Source organism: Pseudomonas sp. LH1G9, assembly GCF_002949975.1.
In the GTDB taxonomy this organism is placed as follows: domain Bacteria; phylum Pseudomonadota; class Gammaproteobacteria; order Pseudomonadales; family Pseudomonadaceae; genus Aquipseudomonas; species Aquipseudomonas veronii.
This window is the reverse complement of sequence record NZ_CP026880.1, coordinates 5,567,088-5,586,017: the sequence shown is the minus strand read 5'-3', so window position 1 is coordinate 5,586,017 and position 18,930 is coordinate 5,567,088. Positions and strand designations below refer to the sequence as shown.

The 18,930-nt window shown below is 61.9% G+C and carries 21 protein-coding genes; 9 read left to right on the top strand and 12 right to left on the bottom strand.

All coding sequences use genetic code 11. The annotated features are described in order from the left end of the window. The first annotated feature begins 24 nt into the window (after window positions 1-24). The gene (locus C5F70_RS25760) at window positions 25-489 is read left to right on the top strand and encodes a TIGR02444 family protein (protein WP_104904263.1); all 465 of its coding nucleotides are present in this window, start codon (window positions 25-27) and stop codon (window positions 487-489) included. Here the strand turns inward: C5F70_RS25760 and C5F70_RS25755 are convergent. Next, entirely contained in the window at window positions 486-1,580 is a 1,095-nt protein-coding gene (locus tag C5F70_RS25755; protein ID WP_104904262.1) for an AlgP family protein, read from the bottom strand. The genes C5F70_RS25760 and C5F70_RS25755 overlap by 4 nt on opposite strands. Window positions 1,581-1,772: 192 nt before the next feature. Between C5F70_RS25755 and C5F70_RS25750 the strand changes: the two genes are divergently transcribed. Beyond that, window positions 1,773-2,450 (top strand): FKBP-type peptidyl-prolyl cis-trans isomerase, encoded by a 678-nt coding sequence (locus C5F70_RS25750; RefSeq protein WP_104904261.1) that lies wholly within the window; start codon window positions 1,773-1,775, stop codon window positions 2,448-2,450. A 54-nt stretch (window positions 2,451-2,504) separates the two neighbouring features. Here the strand turns inward: C5F70_RS25750 and rsd are convergent, their stop codons facing one another. From rsd to C5F70_RS25715, 7 genes are all read right to left on the bottom strand, one after another. Further along, window positions 2,505-2,963: a sigma D regulator gene (gene rsd, locus C5F70_RS25745; RefSeq protein ID WP_102617839.1), complete on the bottom strand. Its 459-nt coding sequence runs from the start codon at window positions 2,961-2,963 to the stop codon at window positions 2,505-2,507. Between the two features lie 209 nt (window positions 2,964-3,172). Then, window positions 3,173-3,694, bottom strand: coding sequence for a disulfide bond formation protein B (locus tag C5F70_RS25740; RefSeq protein WP_046381673.1), 522 nt, complete (start codon window positions 3,692-3,694; stop codon window positions 3,173-3,175). A 237-nt stretch (window positions 3,695-3,931) separates the two neighbouring features. Continuing rightward, complete coding sequence (locus C5F70_RS25735; protein ID WP_104904260.1) at window positions 3,932-5,173, bottom strand: heme biosynthesis protein HemY; 1,242 nt, start codon at window positions 5,171-5,173, stop codon at window positions 3,932-3,934. Between the two features lie 5 nt (window positions 5,174-5,178). Then, on the bottom strand, window positions 5,179-6,294 hold the full coding sequence (locus C5F70_RS25730) for a uroporphyrinogen-III C-methyltransferase (RefSeq protein ID WP_104904259.1): 1,116 nt from the start codon (window positions 6,292-6,294) through the stop codon (window positions 5,179-5,181). Window positions 6,295-6,312: 18 nt separating this feature from the next. Then, window positions 6,313-7,071, bottom strand: coding sequence for a uroporphyrinogen-III synthase (locus C5F70_RS25725; protein WP_104904258.1), 759 nt, complete (start codon window positions 7,069-7,071; stop codon window positions 6,313-6,315). Further along, on the bottom strand, window positions 7,068-8,009 hold the full coding sequence (hemC, locus tag C5F70_RS25720) for a hydroxymethylbilane synthase (protein ID WP_017845160.1): 942 nt from the start codon (window positions 8,007-8,009) through the stop codon (window positions 7,068-7,070). Before hemC ends, C5F70_RS25725 begins: the two co-directional genes overlap by 4 nt. A gap of 138 nt (window positions 8,010-8,147) precedes the next feature. After that, complete coding sequence (locus C5F70_RS25715; protein WP_017845161.1) at window positions 8,148-8,894, bottom strand: LytTR family DNA-binding domain-containing protein; 747 nt, start codon at window positions 8,892-8,894, stop codon at window positions 8,148-8,150. A gap of 502 nt (window positions 8,895-9,396) precedes the next feature. Here C5F70_RS25715 and argH point away from each other — a divergent pair. Continuing rightward, on the top strand, window positions 9,397-10,791 hold the full coding sequence (gene argH, locus C5F70_RS25710; protein ID WP_046381669.1) for an argininosuccinate lyase: 1,395 nt from the start codon (window positions 9,397-9,399) through the stop codon (window positions 10,789-10,791). Between the two features lie 40 nt (window positions 10,792-10,831). Here argH and C5F70_RS25705 read toward each other — a convergent pair whose 3' ends face one another. Next, window positions 10,832-11,491: a glutathione S-transferase family protein gene (locus C5F70_RS25705; protein ID WP_104904257.1), complete on the bottom strand. Its 660-nt coding sequence runs from the start codon at window positions 11,489-11,491 to the stop codon at window positions 10,832-10,834. 125 nt (window positions 11,492-11,616) lie between these two features. Here C5F70_RS25705 and C5F70_RS25700 point away from each other — a divergent pair, with 125 nt between their 5' ends. From C5F70_RS25700 to C5F70_RS25690, 3 genes are all read left to right on the top strand, one after another. Continuing rightward, window positions 11,617-11,901 carry a hypothetical protein gene (locus tag C5F70_RS25700; protein ID WP_104904256.1) on the top strand — a complete coding sequence of 95 codons (285 nt, stop codon included), beginning with the start codon at window positions 11,617-11,619 and terminating at the stop codon, window positions 11,899-11,901. A 152-nt stretch (window positions 11,902-12,053) separates the two neighbouring features. Continuing rightward, window positions 12,054-12,308: a TIGR02647 family protein gene (locus tag C5F70_RS25695; RefSeq protein WP_017845165.1), complete on the top strand. Its 255-nt coding sequence runs from the start codon at window positions 12,054-12,056 to the stop codon at window positions 12,306-12,308. A 168-nt stretch (window positions 12,309-12,476) separates the two neighbouring features. Beyond that, entirely contained in the window at window positions 12,477-15,317 is a 2,841-nt protein-coding gene (locus C5F70_RS25690) for a class I adenylate cyclase (RefSeq protein ID WP_104904593.1), read from the top strand. Here C5F70_RS25690 and rnk read toward each other — a convergent pair. The 3 genes from rnk to cyaY form a co-directional block, all read right to left on the bottom strand. Further along, the gene (rnk, locus tag C5F70_RS25685; protein ID WP_017845167.1) at window positions 15,314-15,724 is read right to left on the bottom strand and encodes a nucleoside diphosphate kinase regulator; all 411 of its coding nucleotides are present in this window, start codon (window positions 15,722-15,724) and stop codon (window positions 15,314-15,316) included. The two genes, C5F70_RS25690 and rnk, sit on opposite strands and share 4 nt — an antisense overlap. A 131-nt stretch (window positions 15,725-15,855) precedes the next feature. Further along, window positions 15,856-16,074, bottom strand: a complete 219-nt coding sequence (locus C5F70_RS25680) for a DUF1289 domain-containing protein (RefSeq protein ID WP_026139803.1) — start codon at window positions 16,072-16,074, stop codon at window positions 15,856-15,858. Window positions 16,075-16,076: 2 nt separating this feature from the next. Then, on the bottom strand, window positions 16,077-16,424 hold the full coding sequence (gene cyaY / locus C5F70_RS25675) for an iron donor protein CyaY (RefSeq protein ID WP_017845168.1): 348 nt from the start codon (window positions 16,422-16,424) through the stop codon (window positions 16,077-16,079). A gap of 238 nt (window positions 16,425-16,662) precedes the next feature. On the opposite strand from cyaY, the gene C5F70_RS25670 reads away from it, so the two are divergent. From C5F70_RS25670 to dapF, 3 genes are read left to right on the top strand one after another with little or no spacing between them, the layout of a single operon-like run. Further along, window positions 16,663-16,830, top strand: coding sequence for a lipoprotein (locus tag C5F70_RS25670; RefSeq protein ID WP_017845169.1), 168 nt, complete (start codon window positions 16,663-16,665; stop codon window positions 16,828-16,830). A gap of 9 nt (window positions 16,831-16,839) precedes the next feature. Beyond that, entirely contained in the window at window positions 16,840-18,087 is a 1,248-nt protein-coding gene (gene lysA, locus C5F70_RS25665) for a diaminopimelate decarboxylase (protein ID WP_017845170.1), read from the top strand. A gap of 3 nt (window positions 18,088-18,090) precedes the next feature. After that, the gene (gene dapF / locus C5F70_RS25660) at window positions 18,091-18,921 is read left to right on the top strand and encodes a diaminopimelate epimerase (RefSeq protein ID WP_017845171.1); all 831 of its coding nucleotides are present in this window, start codon (window positions 18,091-18,093) and stop codon (window positions 18,919-18,921) included. Window positions 18,922-18,930 lie beyond the last annotated feature (9 nt).

Here is an 18,930-nt window from a genome sequence, read left to right as displayed (position 1 = left end):
TTGGCCGCTGGCTTGGGTGTGAATATGTGCGCTGACCTATGGAGCTTTGCCCTCTCGACTTACGCCCGCCCGGGCGTCGAGGCTGCGTGCCTGCGTGTGCAGGAACAAGGCGCGGATGTGTGCCTGTTGCTCTGCGGGGCGTGGCTGGAACAGCGGGGCGTGGCGCTGACGCGTGAACGCGCGCTGGCGTTGAGGCATATCGCCGAGCCCTGGCAATCGCAGGTGGTTGAACCGTTGCGACAGGTACGCCGGCAATGGCGGGCCGTGGCGCAGCAGGATGCGCCCTTGGCGGCGTTACGGGAGCGGGTCAAAGCCCTGGAGCTGGACGCGGAACGCGAGTTGCTGGCGCGCCTGGAAACGCTGGCAACGACATGGCTGACAGGCGAGGCGATGGGTCAACGATGGTTGGAAGGCCTGGCGGCTGAGGGAGCCGCCAACCTTGACCACGACGCGCTGCAGCAGCTGCGCGTCGCAGTCACCGGCACTTAGGAAGCGCTGGTTGGAGTGCTGTTGCTTGGCGCGACCGACGCAGGGGTGCTGGTCGATGCGCTTGGCGCTGCAGGGGTAGCAACCGATGCTGCCGAGGTGGCTGGCTTGGCCGGTGCTGGTTTTGCAGCAGCAGCTTTAGCCACTGGCTTGGCAGCTGGTTTCGCGGCAGCCGCTTTAACCACTGGCTTGGCGGCTGGTTTCGCAGCAGCCGCTTTAACCACTGGCTTGGCGGCTGGTTTTGCAGCAGCGGCTTTAACCACTGGCTTGGCGGCTGGTTTTGCAGCAGCGGCTTTAACCACTGGCTTGGCAGCTGGTTTTGCAGCAGCAGTTTTGGCAGCTGGCTTGGCAGCCGGTTTTGCAGCAGCGGCTTTAGCAACTGGTTTGGCAGCTGGTTTTGCAGCAGCGGCTTTAGCCACTGGCTTGGCGGCTGGTTTGGCAGCGGCCGTTTTGGCAGCCGGTTTTACAGCAGCGGCTTTAGCGGCTGGCTTGGCGGCTGGTTTGGCAGCAACGGCTTTAGCCACTGGCTTGGCGGCTGGTTTGGCAGCAGCCGTTTTGGCAGCTGGCTTGGCGGCCGGTTTGGCAGCAGCGGTCTTGGCAACTGGCTTGGCAGCTGGTTTTGCAGCAACAGTCTTGGCAGCTGGCTTGGCGGCGGCCTTAGCCGGCGCTTTGGCGGCAACGGCTTTTGCCGGTGTACGAGCGCCCAGCACTTTCGATACAGCTTCCTTCACACGACCAACGCCCTGGGCCAGTTTCAGGCTTTCTTGAGCATCTTTTTTGAGTTGGGAAATGTAGGTGCGGGTTTCGGCTTGGCGATCCTTGAGGGCGTCCAGCATGTCCTCAAGTTCTTTGACTGCGTCTTTGGCTTTGGCTTGAGCCTTGGCTTTGCCGGCAGTGGCGGCGTCTTGCAATTTGGTGCGGGACTTATGCAGTTTTTCTTGCGCTTTACCGCGTTGTTTTTCCAACTTGGCGAGCAGTTTTTCTGCATCAGCCAAGGCTTGGGAACACGCGCTTTCCAAATGCTCGAGCAGACTGCCCGAGAGTTGTTGGAGTAAGTGCAACGGGGTATTTACAGGCTTTTGTTTGGCCGACATGGTTTACCTCCTGGCTGACGTGGGTGCGGCTCATACTAGCCCTCTGCTCTTACCGCCGCTAGGGCATGTTGACAGTATCGTTTGCCTTGCGTTGCACCGTGCGAAAAATCTTATCGATATAACGAAAAACCACGCCACTTTTTACCCTCTCACACTGGCATAATCCGTCGCACTTTCGGCTGGAGAAGACCCATGTCGCGTTACCTTTTTCTTGCGCTTGGCTTGGCGATTTCCGTGGCCAATGCAAACGAGCCGGCGTCCTCCAAAACCACTGCCCCGGACGCGCACGACCTCGCGTACAGCCTGGGCGCCAGCCTCGGTGAGCGGCTGCGCCAGGAAGTCCCCGACCTGCAGATCCAGGCCTTGATCGAGGGTCTCAAGCAAGCCTATCAAGGTAAACCGCTGGCACTGGATAGCGCGCGCATCGAACAACTCCTGGCGCAGCATGAAGCGCAGGACGAAGCCGATGCTCAGGCACCGCAAAGCGAAAAAGCACTCACGGCCGAACAGCAGTTTTTGACCCAGGAAAAAGCCGCGAGCGGCGTGCGCGAATTGGCCGATGGCGTTCTGCTCACGGAACTCACGCCCGGCAGCGGCAACAAGCCGTTGGCCAGTGATGAGGTTCAGGTGAAATACGTGGGGCGATTGCCCGATGGGACGGTGTTCGATCAAAGCACCCAGGCGCAATGGTTTCGTCTGGACAGTGTGATCAGCGGCTGGAGCAGTGCGCTGCAACAGATGCCGGTGGGCGCGAAGTGGCGCCTGGTGATTCCATCGGCGCAGGCCTATGGCGCCGACGGTGCTGGCACGTTGATCCCGCCTTACACGCCCCTGGTATTCGAGATCGAATTGCTCGGCACCCGGCATTGATCCAATAAAAAACGGCGCGTCATACGCACCGTTTTTTTATCTCGTCAGCAACGGTCAGGCCTGGGCGACAGCCACATCCCGGTGAGCATTGTGCAGCACTTCGATCAGGCAATCCTCCAACTCGAAACGCTCATGGAGCAGGCCGCCCAGCTCTTTGAATTTCTCGGCAACACACTTGCCGGCATCACACAGGTCATTGAACGCCAGCAGCTTCTCGGTGATCACATCGATGCGTGGGTAGAGGGTCTCGGCCAATTCAAGACCACGCTGATCGTCGAAGGCTTCCGCCTCCTTGGTCAACTGTTCGTAGACGCCGAAATGACCGGCAGACACGTAGTCCACCAAGACACCGCAAAACGCCTGCAGCGGCTTGCGATTCATCGCTAATGCTTCGGGCTTCTCGCCGAGAGCATCAAACGCCCGAACCAGTTCGTGGCGTGCCTTCAACCAGCTGTCGATCAGCTTGTGCACCCCACCCCAGCGTTCCTGAGCATTCTGACAACTTTCCAGCATGATGATCTCTCTTCCCTATAGGGGGCGCTGCCACTCTGTGCCCGCGCAATACTTCAAAGATAAAGCGGCAGCCGGACAAAGCCGCATCTGACAACGGTTTCAATAACGCATGCGGGCCAGATTATGCCCGCATGACTATGGCTTCAAGGTACGCAGGAGAGAAAGTTCATACAAGTGTTTAATCCCGTCCTACAACTTGCGACCACTTTTCAGCGTGTCGACAGGCGCAAGCGTTGGCTGAATATCAGCCGTGAAAACTGCATGAAACCCAGGATCAACATCGCCACGAAAAACAACAGACTCCACTCCGGGAGGCTCAAATCGAACAGGGTCCAGGTGATTTCCACGCAGTCGACGGTACCGTTGAAGATCGAGCGCAGCGCCTGCGAGAACGACAGGTTTTCGAGCATGTACTGCAAACTGGGCCAACAATCGCCGGCCTGATCAGACGCAGTGTTCTGCAGCAACACCTGGCGCACTGCGGTAATTGCGCCTAGCGCGGCACAGCCCATGCTCACCAACCCGTACCCATAGATGCCGTAGCGCTTGGGGTTATGAACAGCCGCGACCAGGTTGATCAACGTAAAGGTGGCGAGGAATAGCCGCTGAACCTGGCACAGAAAGCAGGGCCGCAGCAGCGCGCCATATTCCAGGTAGAAAGACGCACCCAACGTCAGCGCACCGGCCATGAACGCCAGGAAAAACAAGGAGCGTGAGGGGGCCAAAGACATTGTTTATCCGTACCGCGAGAGATAGGCCGTTACGGTAGAGGAAAGGCCTGACCCCTTTCAATACGCGTTAGAGCAGACGATTCCGTTAAAACGTAGGGACATCCCGCCAGAGCTTGGAGGACATAACCTGACGCAACGTAGGAATGTATTACGAACCCAGTTAAACCGAGTCTTTACACAGAACCCAAGGGTTGGCTGTCGGATGCATCCGAGCCAACCCTCGTACCTGTTCCTACTTCAACCCCGCACCGGCGCGGGCAACGGTGAGGCGAGCAAACGATTGTCCAGCAGGCCCAGGCCTTCCTGGAACAGCTGGTTGCTGCGCTCGGTGTCACCCAACTGGGCCAGCAGGCGTGCCAGTTCGGCACACGCCTCGGGGTTACGCTGCACCTGCAGGCTGCTTTCCAGATAGTCCCGCGCCTTGCCCCACAGACTGTTTTGCAGGCACAGGCGCCCGAGGGTCAACAGCAAGCTGGCATCACCGGGATGATCCTTGAGCCAGCCTTCGGCAAACTTCAACTGACGGGCCGGGTCACTGCCGCGCAACAGGCCATACAGGCGGATCAGGTGGCTGTCATACGCACGCTTGAGCGCGCCGCGCAGCACCTCTTCGGCCTTGGCATCGGCGCCCAGCTGGCGCAGTTGCTCGGCGTAGGCCAGCACCAACGGCGGCTCCTGGCGCTGGGCGGACGTCAGTTGCTGCCAGGCGCGCTCAAGCGCCTGCAACCCCGCTTCACCCTGCTCTTCACGCTGGGCGGCCAGGCTCAGGTTTTCACCCCAGGCGCGGCGCTCCAGCTCGGCCAATTCGCCGGCCGGCAATACTTTGTCCTTGCGCAGCTCAGGCAACAGACGAATCACCGACGACCAATCGCCCCGCTGCTGATGCAAGCGTTGCAACTGGCGCAGCACCTGGGCGTTATGCGGATGACGCTCGTGCATGGCCTGCAAGGTGGTCAGCGCGCCGTCGGTGTCGCCACGGTCCGTCTGCAATTGCGCATGGCTCAAGGCAATCGCCATTTCGGCCTGGGGCTGTCGTTCGAGGGCGCGCTCCAGCAGGCCGTCGCACTCTTCATATCGCCCTTGCTCGTTTGCCGCCCGGGCCGCGCCAAGGTAATACAGCAGCGGCTGGCGTTCGGCTTCGGCGGCACGATGCAGGTGACGTTCGGCACTGGCCCAGCGGCCTTCGGCGAGGTCCATCTGGCCGTGCTCGATCGCGATCTGCACGCGCCGGCTGCGGTTACGCCGCGACCATGGGTTGACCACGCCGCCCGAGGTGCTCAACAGGCTCAACAACACACGAATCAGGTAGATCGCCAGGCCGATGACAAATACCGCCACCAGGGTAGCCCACAGGCTCGACTCGTAATGCAGCAGATGGGGATAGGTAATCAACACGTAGCCGGTGTGTTTCGAAATGCCCACGGCCAGCGCCAGGGCGACCGCAATCGCCAGCACCAGGATCACATAGAAACGCTTCATCGGCTCTACTCCTGGCTCGCCGGCGTGCCGGCCGAAGCTTTGGCTTCTTCGGCAGGCAAGTGACGACGTTCAAGGTATGCCTGCACGGCGGCCAGGCTGGCGGCCAGGTCCGGAGTCACGACCGAGACGGCCTTGGGCTCAAGCTCGGCGATACGCGCGAGCATCGCTTTGCTCTGCGGGTTGTCCTGGTTGAAGTTGTCCTGCAACACGCTGCGCGCTTCACCCAGCGAACGGCTGTACACCGCCGCCTCGCCATTGAGCGCAGCCCATTGCGCCTGCTCGAGGGCCAGGCTCAGGGCCAGGCGAACCTGGTTCAGGCCTTGGCCGGCGAGCAGTGGGCGAATGTTGTCATCAGGGTTGAAGTCGATGCGGAAGTAACGCGAGAGCTGCTCCCACCATTGGCTCAAGCGGTTTTCCGTATCGGTGGTCGGACGCCCATGGGATGTCGGCTCCTGAAGCTGGTACTCCGGCGCAATCGCCGCCAGTTGCACGACTTGATCGCGCAAGGCCGCCAATTGCAGGTAGAGCCCGGTACGGTCCGGTTGTTCGGTACTGCGCAACGCGGCAAGGCTCTTGGCCAATTGCTCGCGCGCGGCGTAGGAACCCGGATCGCTCTGCTCGCGAAGAATCTCGTCGGCGCCCTGGACCAGCGACTGCGCGCTGTTGATGTCCTGCAGGGCAGACAAGCGCAGGCTCGCCAGACGAATCAAGTGTTCGGCTTCTGCCAGGCGCCAGTCCTTGCGGCTGGCCCCGAGCACGGTTTCCAGGCGCTGGCCCAAACGCTGCTGGTCGCCCTGCAACTGGGCCAGCAAGCGGCGGCGCTCCTCCAGCTCGTCCGCGCCCGGCAGTTGCGCCAGGCGTGCAGCCAACTGTTGCTGGCTTTGCTTGAGGGTCTGGGACTGGTCGTCGAGGCTCTTTACCTGGCTCAGCTGTTGCTGGTTGCTGGCTTGCAGGGTGCGGACCTTCCAGATCCCCCACCCGCCGGCGGCAACGCCCGCAGCACCCAGCAGCAAGGCGACGATTGCCAGGCCATTGCCACGGCGCGGCGCGGTGACCGGTGTCTGGCCCGGCGCATCGAGCGCGGGCTGAGCTTCATCTTTAGGCAAGGCTGTTTCGCTCACGTATCCATCCTTTGCGTATCAGAGAGTGGGAACGGAATGGCTCCGTAACGCCACTAACAAAGCCGCGGCACTCGCGCCGCGACAATCCACAACTTTTTCTGCGCCAGCCGCCCGCGCCATCTCATAGACGCGCGGGCTGGGCACGAACAACGGCAGCCGGGCCACCTGTGGCCAATCCGAACCGGCCAGGGCCTGCAGGTGCAAAAAACCCTGCCCACTGCTGACCACCAGGCCGTTCAAGCGTTCCAACTGGATGCGCTGCATCAGTACACCCGGGTCGTAGGCCGGAAGGAAACGGCGATACAACTCCAGATAGTCGACACTAGCACCTTGCTCGCGCAAACGCTCCGCCAGCAGCTCTCGCCCGCCCTCGCCGCGCAGGATCAACACCCGCGCATCGGTGCGCGCAACAGCCTCGCGCAAGGCGGGCAAGGCCAGCAAGGCCTCGCTGTCGTCGCCGCTGCGCGGATAATGAACGTCCAGGCCCTGATCGGCCAGTACCTGGGCGGTGGCGGCACCCACGCTGAACCACGGCAACCGCGGCCAGTGTCGCTCCAGGCGTTGCACGCCAAGGCGCGCCGCCGGTTTGCTGACCACAATTACCGCGCAATAGCGGCCCAGGTCAGCCCAGACCGCCTGCTGCTCAGGCGTGACCGGCAAGGCTTCGATCTCCAGCAACGGCAGGCTGCTGCTGAAAATCCCGACATCCGACAACGACGCCGCCAACAGCGCAGACTCCTCGGCAGGCCGCGTCAGCAGCACACGCCAATCGGTCACTGCGGACCGGCCTCGCCGTAGACTTTTTGCAGGATGGCACCGGCGCCCTGGTCCAGCAGCTCTTCGGCGACCTGGATCCCCAGCGCCGTCGCATCACGCTGCGGCCCGCGCACTTGCGCGGTGATCAAGTTGCCGCCTTCCGGGTCGCCCACCAGGCCACGCAACCACAGGTTTTCGCCTTCGAGCACGGCGTAGCAGGCGATCGGCACCTGGCAGCCACCATTGAGGTGTTTGTTCAGGGCGCGTTCGGCGGTGACACGGACGTCGGTATCGTGGTGGTCGAGCGGTTTGAGCAAGGCGTGGATTTCACTGTCGGCGGTGCGACATTCGATGCCCACTGCGCCCTGCCCGCCGGCGGGCAAGCTGTCTTCGACGCTGATGACCGAGGTGATGCGGTCCTCGAAGCCGAGCCGGATCAAGCCGGCCGCCGCGAGGATGATCGCGTCATATTCACCGGCATCGAGCTTGGCCAGACGCGTGTTGACGTTGCCGCGCAGGAAGCGGATCTGCAGATCCGGGCGACGCGTCAGCAACTGGGCCTGACGACGCAGGCTGGAAGTGCCGACGATGCTGCCCAACGGCAGCTCATCCAGGGACGCGTAGGTATTGGACACAAAGGCATCACGCGGGTCTTCGCGCTCGCAGATGCAAAACAGGCCCAGGCCTTCGGGGAAGTCCATGGGCACGTCTTTCATCGAATGCACGGCGATGTCGGCTTCGTTTTCCAGCAGCGCGGTTTCCAGTTCCTTGACGAACAGACCCTTGCCGCCGATCTTCGACAGCGGCGAGTCGAGCAGCTTGTCGCCGCGACTGACCATGGGCACCAGGGATACCTGGAGCCCAGGGTGGGCCTGCTCGAGACGTGCTTTGACGTATTCGGCCTGCCACAAGGCCAGGGCGCTTTTACGGGTGGCGATGCGGATTTCGCGAGAGGACATGGATCAATCCGTACTGAATAGATACGGCAGATAATAACAGCTCAGGCAAATTCGCTTTGATTTGAATCAGCAAGTGCGGGGCCTCCCTGGCCACAGCGCACCGGGATCACGACTATAGACCGCGCTGCAGCCCGTGGACTAAAGCTGCTGCATCATCTTGCGCACGCCGGCGACATGGCGGCGGCTGACGATCAAAGCATCGCCGTTAAGCCCTTTCAGGAACAACTGAAAGTGCCCCAGGGGCGTGCGTTGCAGGCGCTCGATGCGCTCGCGGGCCACCAGCGCGTTGCGGTGGATACGCACGAAACGGTCGCCGAATTCATCCTCAAGGGCCTTGAGCGGCTCGTCGAGCAGCACTTCGCCAGACTCGTGACGCAGGGTCACGTACTTGTGATCGGCGATGAAGTACACCACCTGGCTCAGCGGGATCAGCTCGATACCCTTGCGGGTGCGCGCACTGATATGGCTGCGCGGCCCGTTACCGCTCTGGGCGGCGGGCTGGGTCAGGGCGGCGAGCTGGACGCGATTGGGGCGCTCGGCTTTTTTCAACGCCTTGAGCAACACCTCGGCAGTCACCGGCTTGGCCAGGAAGCTGACACCGCTGGCTTCCAGGGTTTCGGCAGGGAATTCTTCCTCGGCGGCACACAACACCACGGCCGGCGGCGATTCGCGCTCGCTCAGGCGGGCGGCGACTTGCAGGCCATCCAGGCCCGGCATGCGGATGTCGAGCAGCACCACATCCGGCTTGAGGCTGTCGATCAACGTCAACGCCTCCTCACCCGTGCTGGCGCTCGGTTCAAGGACTGTATAACCCTCGAGTTCGCTGAGCAGACGGCTCAGTCGCTCGCGGGCTTGGGGTTCGTCATCAACGATCAGGACATTCATATTGCGCTGGATTCCTGCGTGAGTCTCGCACAAGGATAGCGTAGACAGGTGCGGTGACTTGCGTCACAGCGATCCACGCTAAGACTAGCGCGAGCGGCAAAAAGTGCCCTGAGAGTGGCACTCATATTTATCCGGACCTGTTCAATAGCGCCCAAAACCTGCCGCCCTTGGGCATCGTCGTAGGGTTTGCTGATACACAATCCGAATACCCCCCTTGTTTAATGGTAGTCAGGGTTATGACCGCATCACCTGACTTTGGTGCATTCACACACTACTCAGTCCAACTGTAGACGCTCGCCGAGACGACATTGCTCATTCGTCAAATATCGTTTCAATAAGCACCTCTGCCCAGTCTCTTCCCGGACGCGGTCGGCGGCAAGGCACTTAGCCATGCTTGGCACAAATAAAATGCCGACCACCCGCAGCACCGCCTCCACGGGCAACCCTGTTATTATCGTCGGCACACCTCCACGCCTCTTTTAAGCAGATCACGAGCGAATCCATGAGCACCGACAAGACCAACCAGTCCTGGGGCGGCCGCTTCAGTGAACCCGTCGACGCCTTCGTCGCCCGCTTCACCGCCTCCGTCACCTTCGACCAGCGCCTGTACCGCCACGACATCATGGGCTCGATCGCCCACGCCACGATGCTGGCCAAGGTCGGCGTGCTGACCGACGCCGAGCGCGACAGCATCATCGACGGCCTGACCACCATCCGCGGTGAGATCGAAGCCGGCACGTTCGACTGGCGCGTCGACCTGGAAGACGTGCACATGAACATCGAAGCCCGCCTCACCGATCGCATCGGCGTGACCGGCAAGAAACTGCACACCGGGCGCAGCCGTAACGACCAGGTGGCCACCGATATCCGCCTGTGGCTGCGTGACGAAATCGACCTGATCCTGGCCGAAATCACCCGCCTGCAAAAAGGTTTGCTGGAACAGGCCGAGCGTGAATCGGACACCATCATGCCCGGCTTCACCCACCTGCAGACCGCACAACCGGTAACCTTCGGCCACCACCTGCTGGCCTGGTTCGAAATGCTCAGCCGCGACTACGAGCGCCTGGTGGACTGCCGCAAGCGCGCCAACCGCATGCCGTTGGGCAGCGCCGCGCTGGCGGGCACCACCTACCCGATCGACCGCGAGTACACCGCACAACTGCTGGGTTTTGACGCCGTGGGCGGCAACTCCCTGGACGGCGTGTCGGACCGCGACTTCGCCATCGAATTCTGCGCCGCCGCCAGTATCGCGATGATGCACCTGTCGCGCTTCTCCGAAGAACTGGTGCTGTGGACCAGCGCGCAATTCCAGTTCATCGACCTGCCCGACCGCTTCTGCACCGGCAGCTCGATCATGCCGCAAAAGAAAAACCCCGACGTGCCGGAGCTGGTACGTGGCAAGAGCGGCCGCGTATTCGGCGCGCTGATGGGCCTGCTGACCCTGATGAAAGGCCAGCCCCTGGCCTACAACAAGGACAACCAGGAAGACAAGGAACCGCTGTTCGACGCCGCCGACACCCTGCGCGATTCGCTGCGTGCCTTTGCCGACATGATCCCGGCGATCAAGCCCAAGCACGCGATCATGCGTGAAGCCGCGCTACGTGGGTTCTCCACCGCGACCGACCTGGCGGACTACCTTGTGCGCCGTGGCCTGCCGTTCCGCGACTGCCACGAAATCGTCGGCCATGCCGTGAAGTACGGCGTGGAAAGCGGCAAGGACCTGGCGGAAATGAGCCTGGAAGAACTGCGCCAGTTCAGCGACCAGATCGAGCAGGACGTGTTTGCCGTGCTGACCCTGGAAGGCTCGGTGAATGCGCGCAACCACGTGGGCGGTACCGCGCCGGCCCAGGTCAAGGCCGCCGTCGTGCGCGGCCAGGTCCTGCTCGCCAGCCGCTAGGTCGAAAATGTGGGAGGGGGCTTGCTCCCTCCCACATTGATCACTTCTTCGCCGCCACCATCGCCATGAACGCCGGCATCGCCGCTTCCCTGTCCGCCGCCACCTTGAGGGCGTTAGGCATGGCGTGCAAACGCTCCAGCAATGCCTTGGCCGTCGGCAATTCAGCCAACAGGTCCAGGCCGAACAGCTTCTCGGCCACGCCGCAGGCGAGGTTCAGGCTGTACATGAAATACAGATCGGCAATCGTAAAGCTCTCCCCCGCTACGTAAGGCGCGAACTTGCCGTGCCGACCTAACGTCCCCACCCCCAGCAGCAACTCGGCCTGGGCTTTGTCCTTGATCGCCTCCGGCACCGGCATGCCGAAATACGCTTCGGCGAAACACGCACGGGCGGGCAGCTCGATGTACAGCTCGATTTCCCTGCACAATGTCAGCACCTGAGCGCGCTGAAACGGTTCGGCCGGCAGCAGTGCGGGGCCTTCCTGGGTTTGCTCGATGTATTCGAGGATCACGCTGGTTTCGTTGATAAAGCCCTGTTTGACACCCAGCACCGGCACCTTGCCCCGCGGGCTGATCGCTAGGGCGGCGGGTGTTTGCCCGGCAAAAAAAGGCACCTCTTCGAATGCCAGGCCTTTCTCCAAGAGCGCCAGCTTGACCATGTTGTAGTAATTGCTGACCGAAAATCCGTAGAGCTTGAGCATCGCAAAGCCTCCAGGCCATGTGCGGGGTTGGCTGCATGAGTTATAGATCCGCCCGACCAACCTGGCTAGCAGCATCACCTGCCTGAATGGGGGTAGACTGGCGCCCTTTTCTTGAGGAGCCTGCCATGAGCGAGCCGACCGATATCGACAACGACGAAGAAGCGTTCACCGAAAGCACGCTGACCCAGGCCATCGAAAACCAGATCGAAAGCGACAATCCGCCCGCCGCCAAGGCCACGTTCAACAAGCTGACGCTGGTGGGTTACGAGCGCGAAGAGATTTTGAACCTGATGGCCCATGTGCTGGCGGTGGAAATCGACAAGATGCTCGACGAAGACCGCGCCTTCGATACCCAATGGTATGAATCCGCCTTGCGCGCACTGCCCGAGCTGCCGCCTGAAAACGCCTGAAGCGAGCGCCCGTGTGGCCGGGAAGCCTGCTTCCTCGCCACAACACTGCGCCATATCAACAGCCGCGAGTTTCCCACTGGACAGCCCGCCAAAGTACGTTCACCTTAGGGCCTGCTAGCCTCTAACAAATTCTTAGAAAGTCTGGAGTCCCTATGTCGTATACCCCTGAGTTGGTTGCCGAACTGGAAATCCTTGCACTCTTCAACCTGGACAGCTCCCAGGAAGGTCTGAAAGTCCATCAGACTGCCGCACCGACTGCTATCGCCGCCGCCAAACGCCTGTTCGAGAAAAAACTGATCGACCAACCGGACGGCGGTTACCTGACCAGCCTTGGCCGGGACGCTGCAGAACAAGCCCAAACCCTGCTGACCATCCTGACCACCGCCGCAACCAAAGAAGCTGCCTGATTCCGGATACTGCCCATGGAGTCCGCCGCGGCGGATTCCGAGGGCATTGCCGTGAACCGGATAAAATTCTGACGCCAAAAACCGATTCCCCTCTAAACCTCCTACGCTTCTGAATGTAAACTCCTACACGGCCGCCCATGTCGGGCCTTGCGCGCCGCCGAGTTCGACATGACCCGCACCCATGAGATCCGCCCCGACCTGGACGAAGGCATCGACCGCAAGGTGCTGGCCCAACTGCGCGCGCGGTTCATGGCGCTTAACGCAGGGCGCATGGCCCGGGCCCTCGAAGGGCTGACGCCACGCCAGCAAAGCGTATTGACCCTGCTGCCGCTGTTTTTCCACGTCAATCACCCGCTGTTGCCCGGTTACGTGTCGGGCAGCACCCCGGCCGGGCTGTCGAATTTCGAACCCGACGCGCAGGCCCTGAGCGAAGCCCAGCGCCTGACCCGTTCGTTCTCCTACAAACCGCGCCACGGCAACCCGCCGCAGCCGATCCATGGCCTGTTCCTGATGGGCAGCCTCGGCACATTGGCCCAAGCCGACCAGAGCGACATGGACGTGTGGGTATGCCACGCCCCCGACCTGAGCGACAACGAACTGGTCGAGCTGCGCAAGAAATGCCAGTTACTGGAAGCCTGGGCCCAGAGCATGGGCGCCGAGGCGCACTTCTTCCTGATCGAGCCGAGCCGGTTTGTCTTGGGCGAACGCGACACGCAACTGAGCTCCGACGACTGCGGCACCACCCAGCATTATCTGTTGCTGGATGAGTTCTATCGCACCGCCATCTGGCTCGCCGGCCGCACGCCGATCTGGTGGCTGGTGCCGGTGTATGAAGAAGTGCGCTACGCCGAGTTCACCCACACGCTGATTTCCAAACGCTTTATCCGTGCCGATGAAACCCTCGATCTCGGCCACCTGGCGCGCATCCCGCCCGGCGAGTTCATTGGCGCCGGGCTGTGGCAATTGTTCAAGGGCATCGAATCGCCCTACAAGTCGCTGCTCAAGCTGCTGCTGACCGAGGTCTACGCCAGCGAGCACCCGAACGTGCAGTGCCTGAGCCTGCGCTTCAAACGGGCGGTGTTCGCCAACCGGATGGACCTGGACGAGCTGGACCCTTACGTCGTGGTCTACCGGCGCATCGAGGAATACCTCAACGCGCGCAACGAGCCGGAACGCCTGGAACTGGTACGGCGCGCGCTGTACTTGAAGGTCAACCGCAAGCTCAGCGCCGGCCAGCGCACCGTCGGTTGGCAGCGCCTGTTGCTAGAACGCCTGGCCCATGAATGGGGTTGGGACCAGCGTCAACTGGCGCTGCTCGACAGCCGCAGCCAATGGAAAGTACGCCAGGTGGCCTCCGAGCGCCGCGCCCTGGTCAATGAGCTGAACTACAGCTATCGCTTCCTGACCCAGTTCGCCCGCACCGAACAGACCGTCAGCCTGATCAACAAGCGCGACCTCAATGTGCTTGGCCGTCGCTTGTACGCGGCGTTTGAACGCAAGGCCGGCAAGGTCGAATTCATCAACCCCGGCATCGCCCCGGACCTGGCCGAAGACACCCTGACCCTGGTGCAATCAGCCAACCGCAAGGAACTGGGCCAGCATCATTGGGGCCTGTACAACGGCAACCTCACCGCCCTGGAATCGGAGCACTTCGCGCCGATCAAGCGCAGCCGCGACCTGCTGGAAATGCTCACCTGGTGTCACCGCAACGGCGTGATCGACAGCAGCACGCGCCTGGCGCTGCACCCAGGCGTCAGCGACATGACCGAATTCGAACTGTTCAACCTGCTGGGCAGCCTGCAACAGACCATCGCCCTGCCCCTGGTCAGCGTCGATGAAGAGCGCCTGCTGCGCTCGGCGGTGCCGGAAGAAGTGCTGTTGCTGATCAACGTCGGCGTCGACCCGCTCAAGCACCATCGCGACCTGAACATCCTGATGACCACCGAGCGCACCGACTCCCTGAGTTACGCTGGCGTGCGCGAAAACCTGGTGCTGACCCTCGACCAGGTCACGCTCAACAGCTGGAACGAGGTGATGGTCAGCCGCTACGACGGTCCCCATGCCCTGCTCGACTGCCTGCGCGACTACCTCAACCAGTTGCCGTCGGACCACCTGCCACGCCTGCGGGTGCGCTGCTTCTGCCACAACCGCGCACAGTTCATTGCCCAGCGCGTGGAAGACATCTTCGACACCGCGCAGAACCTGCTACTGGGCCAGGGCAACCATCGCTACTTGCTGCAGGTGCAGCAGCACTATCACGTGATGGAGCTGATGCCCGGCCAGGCCACCCACGTCTCACTGGCGACCCAGGACGCGCTGATCGCCTACCTCAGCGAAAAACTGGCCAGCTACAGCCCGTTGCACCTGGACGCCATGGCCCTGGAAGACCACGACCTGGCGCTGCTGCTGCCGATGGGCATGGCCGAATGCGTGCAGGTGTTTTACCGGGTCAACGAAGGCTTCGCCGAGCTGTATGTGCTGGATGAGTTCAACGCGCTCTGGCAGCAACGCTTGCCGTTCCATGATGAACAGAGCCTGCTGGCGCCGTTGCAGCGTTTTCTGCAGTCGATCATCTATCGCCGGGACGCGCTGTCGCCCCTGGACCCGCAAGAACCGCTGGGCGCGGTGCAAACCTTGTATTACCAACTGTTGCCGTCGGGCAGCAATCGCGCACGCGGTATCGAGCCTCGGCCGGCCCCGCAAAACCCGGCCAACAAGCCGTTTTATGACGTGCAGGCGATTATCGGCAAGGCGGCGCCGGGCCAGGTGGGGATCACCCTGTACTGCAATCAGCGGGAGTTTTCCGAACTGGAGTTTGGCGACCAGCTGTTTGCAGTGGTCGCCCGGGAGATCGTCGGGCAGCGCCGCGAAACCGAGCGCTACCGCTGCTATATCACTGATCTGGATCTGTCGGGCCTGCTCGGCGACGTACAAAGCCCGAGCAATCTGTACCTGCGTTACAAAGCCGAGCTGGAACAGGCGCTCAATGACGCGCTGAAGCAGATTTAAAGCGAGAAGGCGCCGCCGTCTTTGGGCTGGCCTTCAACACTGAGCAGTTCGAGCTTGAGGGTCTTGCCGCCGGGTGCTGGCCAGTCGATGTGCTGACCCACTTTCAGGCCGAGCAACGCGCTGCCCACCGGCGCCAGGATCGAAATCTTGCCCGCGTCGGCATTCGCATCCTTGGGGTAAACCAGGGTCAGGTGATAGTCCTTGCCGCTGCCTTGCTCGCGGCAATGCACGCTGGAGTTCATGGTCACGACGCTTGCAGGCACTTCATCGTGGCCAACCACTTCTTCGGCGCGGTCGAGTTCGTGCTGCAGGGCTTCTACACCTGGCGAATTCTCGCCGACACGGTCGATCAGTTGCTCAAGACGCTGCACGTCGAGACGGGTAAGAATGATGGAAGGTGCGGTCATGATTCAGGCAGACTCCTTTTTTCTGCACAAAAAAGCAAAACCCCGCCAGGAAAAGGCGGGGTTCTCACGGACCTCGATGAGTTGAGGTGTACCCGGACACTACCACAGCACCGTAAATAAACAAGACGGGCTCAAGGCCCGACTTTGCGCCGCTCGGCCTGGGCCACGATCACGCGTCGCCGCTGATCATCGGCGGAGCGCCATTCACGGATGTCTTCCACATGGCGAAAGCAGCCAAGGCAGACTTTTGCCTCGTCCAGCCGACACAAACTGATACAAGGTGACGGCACCGCCGGGCTGACATTACTGAACAACGGCTTGGGCGGACGCACGATTGCAGGCTGGCTCACAATCAATTCTCGTCGGGGTTCAGCTCATCGAAGCCGAGCTCGACGCCGGCTTGTTCCTGAACCAGCCGCGCGAGCATTTCGCTGAGCAGCTCATCGCTGGTATCGCACTGCCAATTGCGGTCTTCTTCGTTGTAATCGAAGTGAAAACCACCGGAACGTGCCGCCAGCCACAGTTGGCGCAGCGGTTCCTGGCGACTGAAGATCAGTTGAGTGCCGTTCTCGAACTTGACGGTCAGCACCCCGGCCGAGCTTTCCAGGTCCACATCCAGGCCGCTGTCGTCGAAAATATCTTCCAGCGCGTTCTGGGTCGAATCCACCAGGTCGTGAAAACGGGCTTCGGTCAAACTCATTGCGGCAACCTCAAAAGTGTCTGGTTTTGCTCAAGCGCCGCACGATACGGACGCGCTCCGCCGATTGCAAAGGATACCGAGTTCATTACCAATGGCGGTAAGAAATATCCCCGACAAGCGTAGCCAGCTTCGCAGTTATGTCGGCAAACCCCCGCCGGACGGGTATTCCGGCGCATAGGCAAGCTGGCGGGTGGTCGGTATACTCGGGCGCAATTAATGCATATTCAAGGATTTCGCCATGAAGCGCCTGATCTCTTCCCTTGCTGCGCTCGTCGCGGTCGCTTGCCTCGTTAGTGCCTGTGGTCAAAAAGGCCCGCTGTATCTGCCCGATGACAGCAAAGACCCGAATGAACAGGCGCAATCGTCGCAAAAGCCTGCCAAAGCGCATAAGCACGACACTTACTAAGGGAACCCCATGGACGCTTTTAACTACCGGAACGGCGAGCTGTTCGCGGAAGGCGTGGCGCTGTCCGCAATTGCCGAGCGCTTTGGCACCCCGACCTATGTGTACTCGCGCGCGCATATCGAAGCCCAATATCGCTCTTTCACCGACCCGTTGAACGGCGTGCCGCACCTGGTGTGCTACGCGGTCAAGGCCAACTCCAACCTGGGCGTGCTCAATGTCCTGGCGCGTCTGGGCGCCGGTTTCGACATCGTCTCCCGCGGCGAGCTGGAACGTGTCCTGGCGGCTGGCGGCCAGGCTGACAAGATCGTCTTCTCCGGCGTCGGCAAGAGCCGCGAAGACATGCGCCGTGCCCTGGAAGTCGGCGTGCATTGCTTCAACGTCGAATCCACCGACGAGCTGGAGCGCCTGCAAGTGGTCGCCGCCGAGATGGGCGTTCGCGCGCCGATTTCCCTGCGCGTCAACCCGGACGTCGACGCTGGCACCCACCCGTACATTTCCACCGGCCTGAAAGAGAACAAGTTCGGCATCGCCATCGCCGACGCCGAGGACGTGTACATCCGCGCCGCCCAATTGCCGAACCTGGAAGTGCTGGGTGTCGACTGCCATATCGGCTCGCAACTGACCACCCTGCCGCCGTTCCTGGATGCCCTCGACCGTCTGCTGGCGCTGACCGACCGCCTCGGCGAGTGCGGCATCTACCTGCAGCACATCGACCTCGGTGGCGGCGTGGGCGTGCAGTATCGCGATGAAGAGCCGCCGCTGATCGGCGACTACATCAAGGCCGTGCGCGAACGCCTGGAAGGCCGCGACCTGACGCTGATGTTCGAGCCGGGCCGCTACATCGTCGCCAATGCCGGCGTGCTGCTGACCCAGGTCGAGTACCTCAAGCACACCGAATACAAGGATTTCGCCATCGTCGATGCGGCGATGAACGACCTGATCCGCCCGGCGCTGTACCAGGCCTGGATGAATGTCACCGCCGTAACGCCTCGCGACAGCGCAGCGCGCGCCTATGACGTCGTCGGCCCGATCTGCGAAACCGGCGACTTCCTGGCCAAGGATCGTCAGTTGGCCCTGGAAGAAGGCGACCTGCTGGCCATTCATTCGGCCGGTGCCTACGGGTTTGTCATGAGTTCCAACTACAACACCCGCGGGCGTGCCGCCGAGGTGCTGGTGGACGGTGATCAAGCGTTTGAAGTGCGTCGCCGCGAGACGGTAGCCGAGTTGTATGCTGGCGAAAGCCTGCTGCCGGAGTAAGCCATGCTGCTGCGTTTTACCAAGATGCACGGGCTGGGCAATGACTTCATGGTCCTTGACCTGGTCAGCCAGCACGCGCACATCCTGCCCAAGCACGCCAAACAGTGGGGCGACCGTCATACCGGCATCGGCTTCGACCAGTTGCTGATCGTTGAGGCGCCGAGCAACCCGGAGGTGGATTTCCGTTACCGGATCTTCAACTCCGACGGTTCCGAAGTGGAACAGTGCGGCAACGGTGCGCGCTGCTTCGCCCGCTTTGTGCTGGACAAGCGCCTGACCGCCAAGCGGCAGATTCGTGTCGAGACCAAGAGCGGCGTGATCGAGCTGGATGTCCGCAGCGACGGCCAGATCAGCGTCAACATGGGCGCGCCACGCCTGGTGCCGGCGGATATTCCGTTCCAGGCCACCGAGCAGGCCACCCACTACACCGTCGATGTCGACGGCCAGGCTGTCGAACTGGCGGCGGTGTCCATGGGCAACCCCCATGCGGTGCTGCGGGTCGACGACATCAATAATGCGCCGGTGCATGAGCTGGGGCCGAAGATCGAACATCACCCGCGCTTTCCGGCACGGGTCAATGTGGGCTTCCTGCAGGTGATCGACCGCTCCCGCGCGCAATTGCGCGTATGGGAACGCGGCGCTGGCGAAACCCAGGCCTGCGGCACCGGTGCTTGCGCCGCTGCCGTGGCCGCGATCAGCCAGGGGTGGATGGATTCGCCGCTGCTGATCGACCTGCCCGGTGGACGTTTGTCCATCGAATGGGCAGGCCCCGGCCACCCGGTGATGATGACCGGGCCGGCCACGCGCGTATACGAAGGACAGGTCCGTCTATGAGTGAGCCAA